The sequence below is a fragment of the Parabacteroides sp. PF5-6 genome (genome assembly GCF_029504695.1).
Taxonomy (GTDB): Bacteria; Bacteroidota; Bacteroidia; order Bacteroidales; family Tannerellaceae; genus QVMG01.
The window spans coordinates 13,000-26,068 of the sequence record NZ_JAQFIN010000011.1 but is presented as its reverse complement, the minus strand read 5'-3'; the positions used below and the strand labels follow the sequence as shown (position 1 = coordinate 26,068).

Below are 13,069 nucleotides of genomic sequence, written 5' to 3'. Positions count from 1 at the left end.
AACAAAGAATATCTTGGTCTATCTTAAAGGTGGAAAGGTCTCTTAACTCTTTTTACCTTGTTTGACATTGATTTTCGGTCTACTTTTGCACGATTTATAGACTACGCACAATGGAAAAACGAAGACCAACACATATCCGGACAGCGATAAAAAAGACGATACCTCTACTGACTATGGCGTTTTGGCTTGCCGGTTTATTTTCTTGTAGCGACGATTCGGGTCGATCCTCCGGGCAACCGGGACGATTGACGCTGGCGTTGCATACCGATACCACTTTCCGGCAAAGTGTTTCGACGAAAGCCGTATCCGATGAGTTTCAAGACTTTTTGGATCCCGCCAACTATGCCGTCAGTATCTTGCAGGAAGAGGGTACACACAAAGACTACGCCACCTACGCGGAGATGCCCGAAGAGATTTTGTTGGAAGCCGGTGCCTATACGCTGAAGGCGCACAAAGGGGAAAACGTAGCCGGAGCATTCCTCAGTCCCTATTTTGAAGGGCAAATGAATTTCGCGATCGAGAGTGAGATGCGCACACCTATTGAAGTTGTTTGCCGGCTGGCGAACACGCGGGTGACGGTGGATTTCGAGGAAGATTTCCTGGAAGCCTACCCCACCTATGCCGTGCATTTCCTGACACCGTATCTGACGGATACGCTTACCGTGGGGCAAAAGGAAGAACGAGCGGCTTATTTCCGTTCGGACGCGGGCGGCACGGAGCTGGAGATCATTCTCGAGCTTCAACGCCTGGACGATCCCAATACCTATTATTATAAACCGTCGGCCATCCCGATCGAACCGCGTCAGAATGTGCATCTGTTGTTCAAGACCGATGGTGAGGCGATCAATGGTATCGGCCTGGTCGTGACGTTGAACAACGACCTGGACGAGGTTATCCTCGATATGGATATTCCTTCTTATTCGTATGAAGAGGTAGACAAGCCGACCTGGGGGAAAGAGAAGTTCGAGCTGATGCTTAGTGATATCACCTACCGCACGCTGCAGAAAGCCGACGAGCACTATTACCTGGACTATATCGTGCCGGCTTCCGTAGCCAGTGCGATCTTGCAGGTCGGCTGCAAAGCCAATGGCGAGACGGTGACCGAGGAATATGATCTGGCCCAGCCGGAAGGAGCCGCTGCCGCGCAGGCGATGGGTATCCGTTTCACCGACCAGGCGAATGACAAAGAACATAACACCCTTGCGGGCATCAAAAACGGACGCATCCATTTCACCCGGGCACTGGCTTCACTGCCGCCTTCGAAGCAGGAAGTGGAATATACGTACAGCTTATATATCATCGATGCCTTACCGATCAATCCGAACTCCTCGGATACGACAACGCTCACGGTGAAGCCCAATGCCGTAGGCCCTTCTCGTTTGACCGCCACCAATCTCCAGGATTATACGGTGATGGAGAAGAAGGGACTGTCGCAGGATATCGAAGTCGCGTTCGATACGGATGCCGGAATACAAAAGGCAACGCTTGAAATCTATCGCGATGGCGAACAGATCGGAAACTATTCCCTCGGCTCAGACGAACTGCCGGAAGGTATTGTCTTTGAAGATGATCAATTAAAGTTCGGCAAATCGTTCACCCAACACCTCGAAGCCGGAGGTTTTGGCCTGAATGCGGACTATACGTTTGCCATACAGGCGACCGACCAGGTCGATGAAGCATTCCAGGATAGCCCGATGCGCTTCTCCGTCGCGGTGACTCCGTTTGTTGAGATCGTCATCCCCGCCCCGGAAGTCTGGGCATGGAAAGCGCGCGCCATTGTCGAGGTACACGGATTGACGGAAGGAAACCAATCGGAGATCGCACTGGCGCTGTCGGAAGACAATATAACCTTTGCCGATCAGACGGATTATACGGTCAGCGATGGCAAAGCCTATCTACCGGTTAATAACCTGACGCCCGGCAAGACATACTATCTCAAAGCGATATCCGGCAGTACAGCGGTGACCGAATCGTTTACCACGGAAGAGAACGCGCAGGTGATGTACGGAGATATGAATACCTGGTACTTGAGTAATACAAAATGTACGTTCCTTGGGATTGCCTCTAAATATATTCCTTTCCCTATCCTGAACAGTACGGCGGATATCAGCTACTGGAAAACCAATAATAGTGTAACGGCAGGAGCGCCTTTCTCCGATTTATCCGCTGCAAATCTTCCCAAAGGGTGTTTCCCGACTGTGGTCTATGAAAACCGGGATGAGACAAATCAATTCGCAGCGGTTATCCGATCGATCGATACCAGTGTTGCAAATGGAAGAGCAAGAGGTGAGTTAGTCTATGAGAAGAATCATAATTCCCGTCCTTCCAGTGTTTCCTTTGAATATGTCTATAGCGCTTTCGGTGATGAGACCTTTATCTCGGATGTCCTTGTCTATGCGGGAGATGAAGTTATCGGCACGGGATCACGTCCTGTTTCGGCCGGTGCAGCAACAGACTATACGTTATGTACGCTGCCTATCACGTACACAGAAACGGCTTTGAAAGCAACGGCAATCAAGATCTTCTTTGCCTCCTCTGATAAAGAATCTGATTTTGGCACCACCGCCGGACAGAAAATCAGCGTTCCCAAAGCAAGTGCCACAGCGGCTGCGGCTGCATACCCGGGAACGTTTGAGAATCTGAGCAATGTCAATGCCGGCAGCACGCTCAAAATTGATAATGTCACATTAAACTACGCGGAATAATGAAAATAAATAAACAAACAATCACGCGCTGCCTCTGCCTGATCCTGGCCGGGTTCTGCCTTTCTTCCTGTGGGGCGGACTCCGACGAAGCGTTCACCTTCTCGGGTCCCGACAAAGGCGGACTGCGCCTGCAACTGCCGGCGCTCGATCCTTCCGAGCCGATCGTGATCAGCAAAGCGGCCGACTTCACCCTGATCGATCCGGCAGATTTCGTGATCGAGATCTATAAAAAGGGGGAAGACAACTACTACAAACGGTTTGAAACCTTTACCGATATGCAGGCCGAAGGCACACCGCTGGAACTGCCTGTTGGCGAGTATACGGTCAAAGCGTTCTCGTGCGATCCGGATCCGGTGATGGACATGCCTTATTTCTGCGGATCGACGGACCTGCGGATCGAAGCCCATTCGATCAGTCAGGCAACAGTCGAATGCCGGTATGAAAGTCTGGGGGTAGAGATCATATTGACCGATGCTTTCCGCAATTTCTTCGCCGACATCTATCAGATCACCGTCGAGCAGGATACCGGTATCTCCGCCGTCCTGATAAAGCATAGCCCCAGCCGGATCTATTTCACCAACGACTGCCTGTACCTGAAAGTGACGATCGAATGTACGCCGAAGAACGGCGATGCCTCTACTGCCCGCGTCTATTATTTCAACCGGGAGGGAGAAGATCCGGACTTCAATGGCGATGGCCCATTCAAGGGAGAGTATTTCATGATCACGATCGACACCGAAAAGATCGTTGGCAAATCGCTTTAATTCAAACAAGTACGACAGATGAAAAAACGTTCTATACTGACTATACTCCTCGCGGGAACTTTGTTCTTCAATACCTCCTGCGAGATGGAAAAAGAGCTGAGAGGCAAAACCGAAACACCCGGTTCGGCGCAGATGACAGGTGCGCAGGGAGCTCTTCAGCTCACGCTCAATCCCTTGCGGGAAGCGCCTGTGACCCTGAAGTCGGGAGCAGCGGAGGAGGCGGAACAGCTATCGCCCGATGATTTTACCATCTCCATCTACGATGCGAGCGGAACGCGGGTGCATTACTTCAACAGTTACCGGGAGATGCTGGCGCAAGGCACTGTACTGATGCTGGATGAGGGCACGTACACCGTGAAAGCCGCGTTGGGAGAGCTGCAAGAGGCGGCATTCGACGCACCGTATTACGAAGGCACAGGCACGATCACCGTCAATGCGAAGGAGATCTCTACCGTGACCATGGATTGTGGGCTGGCCAATAAAAAGATCTCGATAGCGGTATCCGAAGATTTCCTGAAGAACTTCTGGCCCAATTATACCATTATCCTGACCAACGGCCGGGGCATCCTCACGCAGAAACACCAGGACACGCGTACCGCCTACTTCAAGGAAAGCCAGCAACTGGACTTTATCATCCATGTGACCACGGCGGAAGGAAAGTCGTTGACCTATTCGACCAACTTGTATTCCAATGATTTATTGAATGAACACAATAATATATTGGTGAATCTGGATATCCTCGAAAGCCTCGAACCGCAGGAACCGACAAACCCGGATAATCCGGATAACCCGGATAACCCGGACAATCCCGATCCAAACCCCGATCCCGACCCGGAAGAGACCGAAGGGACTGCGGTCCCGACCATCAAAGTGGATGTCTCGCTGATCGAACGGGAATATGTGATCGAAATTCCTTCCGACTTTATCGAACCCGAAGAAGGGGGAAGTGATAACCCGGGTGGAAACGAGAATAACGCGCCTTCGATCAGTGGTAACGGACTGTCGGCACCCATCAGCATGACGGTAGACGAAGCCAGAAGTGGGGCTACAGTCAAGCTGAATATCAATAGTCCGAACGGATTGAAGAACTTATATATCCAGATCACCTCTTCGGCGGGCGACTTTATCGAAGCCCTGGAAGCGATGGAATTGGATAAGCCATTCGATATGATGAACCTGACGGCCACACAGGAAGAGATGCTGGCGGCAGTCAACCTGTCGAAACCCCAGGATGCGTATTCCAACGTGTTCGACATCAGCGATTTTGTGCCGATGATCGCGGTGTTCGGCAGTGGGTCATACAACTTCAAACTGACCGTAGTGGATCAGGAAGGACAATCCGTAACAAAAACATTAACGATTAAACTGACGTAGGGAAAGATGAAAAGAAACGCGCTATATGGGTTGGTGTTGTTCCTGTTGGCCATCGTCTGCAGTTGCGACGACGAACAGAACGGACAATGCCCGACAGGAACGATTCTATTGGGTGTGGAGAAGAATGAGACCTTGTACACCAAAGCCGGTGTTCCGGTGACCAACGAAGTCTTGTCGGTCTCCTTTCTAAACGAAGACGGCGAGGAAGTCAAATATTTCGAGAACTACAGGGAGGATGTCGAAGGCGAACGCATCACGCTTCTGGCCGGGGTCTACACGGTGGTCGTCTCTTCCGTAAGCGACGAGGTAAGCCAATGGGATACGCCTTTTTATTACGGCGAGGAAGAGGTGAATATCCTCTCCGGACAGACCACCAACGCTTCGGTCGAATGTCGGATTGCCAATACGAAGGTATCGGTGGAGTTCTCGGAAGCGGTCGAGCAGTATTTCAGCGCGTATGAAGCGGTGGTGCAAGGGAAATCCGGCTCATTGACCTTCGGGAAAGAGGAAAAACGCGCCGGGTTCTATTTTACGGACAAATTATCGGTCGACCTGAACCTGACCAACAAAACGAACGGGCTTAAGTTCCAGTTCAATAAACTGTTTCAAGACATCCGCCCGCGCTATCACTACGTCCTGAAATTCGCTCTGCAACCCGAAGGTGAAGGCGAAAAGAATGCCGGCGGGGATATAGAGGTGACGATCAACGAGCAGATCGAGTCGGAGGTGGAATGTACGATCCTGATTCCCGGATACACCTCGGCGGCGGATAGACCGAAAAAGCCGGAAGTGGAAGTCGTTACCCAGGTGAACGGAGGAGAGATTTCGAACCATACATCGCTCGACATACGCAAAGACAATGATGTGATCGATACGCATCAGGTGATCATCACAACGCAGTCCGGACTGAGAGCACTCTATTTCAAGCTATCCGAGTCGTTCACCCGGGAGGGCCTTCCGGCGATCTTCGACGGGCTCAAGTCCGGCGATCTATTCAATAGCCTGTTGATCAACGGCACGGAAGAGCAGGTCTCTACCGACGAATACGTCTACACCTTGGATCTGGCCGAGATGGCGCGCGAATACCTGCAACCGGAAGAAGAGTCTGAACGGGACTATACCATCACGCTGGCGATCCTGGATAATTATCAGCAAGAGGTAACACTCGATCTGCAGTATACGATCAAGCCCAACCTGCCGTTGCTGGCGTTCGAGCCCAAAGAATACAACAAATGGGCTACGTTTGCCGTGTTGGAAGGGTTCTGTAGCCCGGAAGGAACGGATGTGTCTTTCCAATATGGCCTGGCCGATGAAGACGAAAAGAACTGGCAAACCGTGATTCCGCAATCCGACGGACAAGGCAACTGGAAAGCTTTGATCAACGGATTGGAACCGCTGACCGACTACGCGTTCCGCACCATGGCAACGATCGACGGAAGCGAGCAGGCAAGTAGTCCGGTGGCATTCACTACGGCAGGTACGCCGGTCGTGCCCAACCTGAATTTTGACGACTGGGAACAGAGTGGCAAGAGCTGGTATCTCGGTGGCAAAGGGAATTTCTGGGATTCGGGCAATTACGGAGCGAACTCCGTGAGTGCCGTGAACCCGACAGCACCGGAATACGATCAGATTGTCGGCGGAACGGCTGCCGCCAAACTGGAATCCAAATATGTCGTGATCGCCTTTGCGGCCGGAAATATCTATACGGGCTCCTTTGGCCGTGTGGAAGGCGTTGGCGCTTCCCTGAATTTTGGGAAACCATATACCGGAAGGCCAACCAAGTTGTCCGGATATTATATGTATCAGCCCAAACTGATCGACAAGGCGAAAGCACCGTACGAAGCGCTGGAAGGGGAACAGGATATGTGTAGTATCTATATTGCTTTGACCGATTGGGATGAACCATTCCAGGCCAATACCACTACGGGAACATTTGTCGATTTCTCTTCCGACAAGATCCTGGCGTATGGCGAACTCGACGTCTCCCAATGCAGTCCGGCAGAGGCCATGACGGCATACGAACCGTTTGAGATCGATATCGTGTACCGCGACGTGACCCGCATACCCAAGTACGTACTGATCGTCGCTTCGGCCAGCCGCTACGGTGACTATTTTACCGGTGGCGTAGGCAGCACGTTATACCTCGATGAGTTCGAACTGCATTTCGACTACAACGCGGCTTCATTCACTGAAATAGATGATTTTGAATAAGTAAACAACTATAAATGAGAAAAACAACAATCTTAGCCGCCCTCCTATTGGGCTGTTGCCTGATGAGCGTTTCGGCGGCTCCGAGAGAGAAAATAGACAGAGGAATCGAGCAAAAAACATTTATACCCAAAGGACAATGGATGGCGGGCGCTTCATTCTCTTATCTGGAATATGAAGCGGATAATTACCAATGGATCGTACTGGAAGACCTCGATCTGGTGGGCTATTCCTTTAAGGTATCCCCGACGGTAGCCTATTTTATCCGGGATAATATCGCTGTCGGAGGGCGTGTGGGCTACTCCCGTACACTCACGGATCTGGGCAAGCTCTCTTTATCCCTGGGGGACGACCTCAATATCGATATCGACGAATTGCACATGAAGAACCATAGCTTCCTCACCACTGCTTTTGTGCGTACCTACCTCAATCTGGGTAATAGCAAACGGTTCGGACTGTTCAATGAGATGAGTGTGACCTACAGCTATGGCCAAGGAAACTCAACCAATCAATTGCGGGATGAACCCAAAGCGGTGCACGAGACGAAGAACGCGTTGAACTTCGGAGTGACGCCCGGCCTGGTGTGCTTTATCAACGACTATATCGCCGTCGAAGCGTCGGTCGATGTGTTGGGATTGGACTTCAAATGGAACAAACAGACGATCAATCAGGTGGAGGAAGCCTCGTGGCGCAGCAGTGGGGCGAACTTCAAGATCAACCTGTTCTCGATCAACCTGGGCATGGCGTTTTATTTTTAACGGAAGAGTATGATGAAGAATAAAACAGGCCTATTATTTTTATCTCTTTCCTGCTTGTTGCTGGGGAGTTGCATCGAGAACGATCTTCCTTATCCCGTTATTCAAGGGGTGATACAGGAGCTGGAGACCGATGGATTTCAATCGGCGACCTTCAATAAGGAGACGATGGAGGTAGCCGTGTTGGTTGATGATACGGTCGACTTGAGAAACCTCAGGATCACGCGTATGGAGGTAAACAGCGGGGCATTGATCCTGCCCGACAGCAATGCTTGCCTGGATTACCGGAGTTTCCCGGATTCGACTTTCCGGTCGCTCAATGAGCTCCCGCTTTCGGCCAATACCCGGGTGGACTTCACCCAGGATGCTTTTTTTACCCTGCGCATCTATCAGGATTATCGCTGGCGCGTGAGCGTGACACATAATATCAAACGGCAGTTCCAGATCCTGGATGCCAGTGGGAAAGCCATCCAGGTGGGGCAACCCATTGTGGATGAGGCCAACAAACGGATTATCGTTTACGTGCAGAAAGGCACGGACCTGTCTAATCTGATCGTTGGGAAGATGCAGATCGGTAGCTCTATCGCCACAACGGTTCCGGAGCCACAGACGATCAGTGATTTCCGGTCGCCGCAGTTCTTCGAAGTCACGGCTTTCGATCAGACGGAAAGATGGGAGATTGTCGTTACCCACTCCTCCGGTTCGGGACTGACACTCTCCGCCTGGGCACGCCGGGCGTATATCGTAGGCGATGGCAATGAGAATACATCCATCAATATTCAATACCGCCGCAAAGGAGAAGAGCTTTGGGATCAGGTCTATAGCGATGAGATTACGTACGAAGAGGGGCGTTTCACCGCCACGCTGCGCCATTTGCAGCCTTCTACCGTCTATGAATATCAAGCGACCATCGGAGGCGAGACCTACAACCTGGCGGAATTCACCACCGAAGAGGCGCCTCAACTCCCTAACGCAGGCTTTGAAGAATGGTCGAAACCGGATAAGGTATGGCTGGTCTACAAGGAGGGTGATGAGATGTTCTGGGACTCGGGCAACTGGGGCTCGGCTACGCTGAATAAGAATGTAACGAACTACGACGAAGCGATCTACCACGGGGGACGCCGCTCGGCGAAATTGCAATCGGAATATATCGTGATCCGCTTTGCCGCGGGCAACCTCTTTGCCGGCGAATATATCGAGACAGACGGGACCAACGGGATTATCGACTTCGGACGCCCGTTCGCCGCCCGCCCGACAGCGCTCAAAGGCTGGTTCCGATACAAGAGCACGCCCATCACCCGCGACGCACCCGAAGAGAATATCGCGGATGCCCAGAAAGGAATGCCCGACCAGGCAACGATTTGGGTAGCTTTGGGCGATTGGGACGCGCCGGTCCGCGTGAAAACGAAGAAGTCCGAACGCCAGCTGTTCGATGTCAACGACGAACATATCATCGCCTACCAGGAAATCAACGTGGCGGAAACCGTTTCCGACTGGACGGAATTCAAGCTGAAACTGGAGTACCGCTCCTTCACGCGCACACCGAAATACCTACTGATCGTCGCTTCCGCCAGCAAATACGGCGATTACTTTATCGGTGGCGAAGGCAGTACGCTCTGGCTGGATGATTTCGAACTGGTCTACGAATAAATGGCCACTTTTTCACAGCCCAATAGCCTCCGTACAGCGTTTTTCGTTTTTTTACTTACATCATACAGGATTTTTTATATCGCTATATATCAGCCGAGTAATAAAATCCGAAAGCCAAGAAACCCCTAAAAGTCCTGTATGATGTAAGTAAAAAAACGAAAAACTGTTTTGGGTGATAGGTTTACCACTGTTGGTCGTTTGCATTTGTTAACACTCATCATTTGACGCCAAAAGCGGTCTTCTTTACCGAAAAGGCCGGCAGGGTTTTCCAAAAGGCCGTCGGAGTTTTCCAAAAGGCCGGCAGCCTTTTTCAAAAAGCTGCCGGCCTTTCTTTCAGCCCCACAGGTTTTGCTTTACGCTTCGCTAAGCGACCTTCGGTTCGGAATGATCTGTGGTAGGGATGTCTTTTGTGGGTGCCCTAATGCCTTAGAAGCCCCAGCTTTCCCGATCGAGGTTGCGGTAGTTGATGGCTTCGGCGATATGGGAGGTTTCGATGTTCTCCGCTTCCGCCAGGTCGGCGATGGTGCGGGAGACTTTCAGGATCCGGTCGTAGGCACGGGCGGAGAGGTTGAGCCGCTCCATGGCGCTCTTCAATCGGGCCAGGCCGGCGGCATCGGGCACGGCGTAGGTATGCAGCTGTTTGCTGTTCATCTGCGCGTTGCAATAGATGCCTTTGTATTTGCGGAAGCGTTTCTCCTGGATCAGACGGGCACGGATAACACGCTCGCGCACCACTCGGCTTTCTTCCGAAGGCTGGCGCTCGGAGATCTTCTCGAAAGGAACGGGAACGATCTCGATATGCAGGTCGATACGGTCGAGCAAAGGCCCGGAAATACGGTTCATATACTTTTGCACGGCGCCGGGTGAGCACAGGCAGGGGCGGTCGGGATGATTATAATAGCCACAAGGGCAAGGGTTCATCGAGGCGATCAGCATAAAGCCGGCCGGATAGTCTACCGTAAAGCGGGCGCGGGAGACATTGATCCGCCGGTCTTCCAAAGGTTGCCGCATCACTTCTAAAACAGACCTATTGAATTCCGGAAGCTCATCTAAGAAGAGCACGCCGTTATGCGCCAGACTGATCTCGCCGGGCTGCGGAAAAGCGCCACCGCCTACCATCGCCACATTCGAGATCGTATGATGGGGCGAGCGAAACGGACGTTGCACCATCAGCGCTACCGCACTTCCTAACTTACCGGCTACCGAATGAATCTTCGTCGTCTCCAACGATTCCTCCAGGGAGAAAGGCGGGAGAATAGAAGGTAATCGTTTGGCCAACATGGACTTCCCACTTCCGGGCGGACCGATCATCAAGAGGTTATGCCCACCGGCGGCGGCGACCTCCAACGCCCGCTTCACATTCTCCTGTCCTTTGACTTCCGAGAAGTCGCATTCGAAAAACTGTTGCCGGTTGTAAAACTCCTCCCGGATATCTACGCGGACAGGCTCCAGCGTTTTCTTCTCGTCGATGAATTCGATGACATCCTTCAAGCTGTCCACCCCATAGACTTCCAGCTCGTTCACCACCGCCGCCTCATTCGCATTCTCACGCGGCAGGATAATGCCTTTGAACCCTTCTTCTTTGGCTTGCAAAGCGATGGGAAGCACGCCTTTTACCGGCTTCAGACTGCCGTCGAGCGACAGTTCGCCCATGATCATAAACTGTTCCAGCCGGGCAGCCGCGATCTGCTCGGTAGCGGCAAGGATACCGATCGCCAGCGGAAGGTCATACGAAGCCCCTTCCTTGCGGATATCCGCCGGAGCCATATTGATCACAATGCGATTGCGGGGAATTTTATAATGACACACCTGAAGCGCCGAGATAATGCGCTCATGACTCTCTTTGACGGCCGCATCGGCCAGTCCGACCAGAAGAAACTGAATCCCTTTGGAGCAATTCACTTCGATGGTTACCTTGATTGCGGAGATGCCCTGCACGGTGGCAGCGTAAACTTTGACTAACATAGCTAAGATCAATTACGAATTAAAAATTACGAATTACGAATTAAAACATTGACGAGGAATGTCTACATAGAATTATCAATTCGTAATTCGTAATTGATAATTCGTAATTGTTTTACTCCTCTTCCTCTTCCGTAAAGAGCTTTTGCAATGTCTGCTTGATTTCCATCCCACTTTCCGTTTTCAGGATGATCCGTCCTTCTTCGTCGATGAGGAAGCAACGGGGTAAAGCGCTGACATTATACAAATCAAGCATCATAGTTGCCTGCCCTGCCGAGTCGGTGACCAGATTCCACTGAATCGTATCTTTCTCCAATACGCTTCGCAGTTCCCGCTGGTCGGAATCCAAGCTGATCAACAAGACATCTACCTGGTCTCTTGAATATTGTGTAATAACCTGATCGAGGTAAAGATCTTCCGTCTGGCACATATCACACCAGGGAGCCGTAAAGGCAAGCAGCAGGTATTTGTCCGGGAAAGAATCCAGATTCATCGTTTTGCCTTTGATATTTTTCAATGAGAAACCGGGCGCTTCCGCACCCAGGGCTGTTCTTTTCGCACGGATACTGAATTGTTCCAGTTCGCGGGTCAGATAGAAATTCTTCAATTGCGGGTCCAGCATGGCCAACAGTTCATCCATCCGCCGGGTATCCTCCGCTTCCGTGAAAAACATATCGATTAATACAACCGAAGCTTCTTCGTCGGGATGCTCTTTGATATAATCCATCACCTGCTCGTCCAACTGGATGCTGATGTTCGAGATCAACGAAGCAATCTCTGTTTCTTCCAAAGAATTATGGTTCTTCTGATTGAGCTGCGCGGTGAGGTCGGTATATTCTTTCAATAAAGACGACATCTTCTTCTTCACCGCCGAAAGCTGTTCATTGATCCGGTTGCCTTTCAGTTGTATCAATAAAGGATATTGCGCGTCTCCATTAATGCTGATCTTATCGCCCGGTTTCAGATAGGCTGTTACCCAGCGGCTTTTGTTTTCAAAGTAGATCGTGACACTGTTAAAACCTTCTGTCTTCTGTTCGATCACAAATTGTCCGGGTTTCGTACACGCAACGGTATCGACAAGATTATAGTCTTCTTTTTCAAAGACGGCATAGACAACGGAATCCTTCAGGTTGGAAAGTTTACCTTCCACCCGGTACACATAGTTTTTGTCGCAGGACGACAAACACAGGATCATTCCGATTAATAATGCCAGTTTGGTTTTCATTTACTTATTGTATACTTTGCCCAACATAACTATAGGGAGGTAAAGATAATAAGATATTTTAAAATACCTTTAATTTTCTTTCATATTTAACACTAAATTTCTTTTTAGGCCCATTGTAGAACCCCAAAAATAAACTCCCGGTAGTTTGTCGACAAACTACTAATATTTTGTGCGCAAACTACCGGTATTTTGTTCACAAACTACCGGTAGTTTAAAAGGCAACTATTCCGAACCACAAAGTGCCTCCAAATAACACGAAGTAAAAAGGATTTTTCTTATCCTTATCCCATCCTGACTTAAATTAATTAACTATGGAGCTCACATTTGTACAATCTAAGATTTATGAGATCCGCAATCAGCGGGTGATGTTGGACTTTATGTTCCAACTGACAAAAACTGAATGGAATGAACTGGTCGCAATTTGCG

8 protein-coding genes are annotated in these 13,069 nt (G+C 50.6%); 6 read left to right on the top strand and 2 right to left on the bottom strand.

From position 1 onward, the window contains the following. The first annotated feature begins 110 nt into the window (after positions 1-110). The 6 genes from M2133_RS12200 to M2133_RS12175 are packed head-to-tail and all read left to right on the top strand — an operon-like array spanning position 111 to position 9,456. Complete coding sequence (locus tag M2133_RS12200; RefSeq protein ID WP_277466423.1) at positions 111-2,705, top strand: DUF4493 domain-containing protein; 2,595 nt, start codon at positions 111-113, stop codon at positions 2,703-2,705. Continuing rightward, a complete protein-coding gene (locus tag M2133_RS12195) occupies positions 2,705-3,469 on the top strand; it encodes a DUF4493 domain-containing protein (RefSeq protein ID WP_277466422.1) in 765 nt (254 codons plus the stop codon). The genes M2133_RS12200 and M2133_RS12195 overlap by 1 nt, the downstream gene beginning before the upstream one ends. An 18-nt stretch (positions 3,470-3,487) precedes the next feature. Beyond that, a complete protein-coding gene (locus tag M2133_RS12190) occupies positions 3,488-4,843 on the top strand; it encodes a DUF4493 domain-containing protein (protein WP_277466421.1) in 1,356 nt (451 codons plus the stop codon). Positions 4,844-4,849: 6 nt separating this feature from the next. Beyond that, a complete protein-coding gene (locus tag M2133_RS12185) occupies positions 4,850-7,054 on the top strand; it encodes a PCMD domain-containing protein (RefSeq protein WP_277466420.1) in 2,205 nt (734 codons plus the stop codon). A 14-nt stretch (positions 7,055-7,068) separates the two neighbouring features. Next, on the top strand, positions 7,069-7,809 hold the full coding sequence (locus tag M2133_RS12180) for a hypothetical protein (protein ID WP_277466419.1): 741 nt from the start codon (positions 7,069-7,071) through the stop codon (positions 7,807-7,809). A gap of 9 nt (positions 7,810-7,818) precedes the next feature. Next, on the top strand, positions 7,819-9,456 hold the full coding sequence (locus tag M2133_RS12175; RefSeq protein ID WP_277466418.1) for a PCMD domain-containing protein: 1,638 nt from the start codon (positions 7,819-7,821) through the stop codon (positions 9,454-9,456). A gap of 426 nt (positions 9,457-9,882) precedes the next feature. Here M2133_RS12175 and M2133_RS12170 read toward each other — a convergent pair whose 3' ends face one another. Then, positions 9,883-11,421 (bottom strand): YifB family Mg chelatase-like AAA ATPase, encoded by a 1,539-nt coding sequence (locus M2133_RS12170; RefSeq protein ID WP_277466417.1) that lies wholly within the window; start codon positions 11,419-11,421, stop codon positions 9,883-9,885. A 112-nt stretch (positions 11,422-11,533) separates the two neighbouring features. Continuing rightward, positions 11,534-12,643, bottom strand: a complete 1,110-nt coding sequence (locus M2133_RS12165) for a TlpA disulfide reductase family protein (protein WP_277466416.1) — start codon at positions 12,641-12,643, stop codon at positions 11,534-11,536. Between the last annotated feature and the right edge of the window lie 426 nt (positions 12,644-13,069).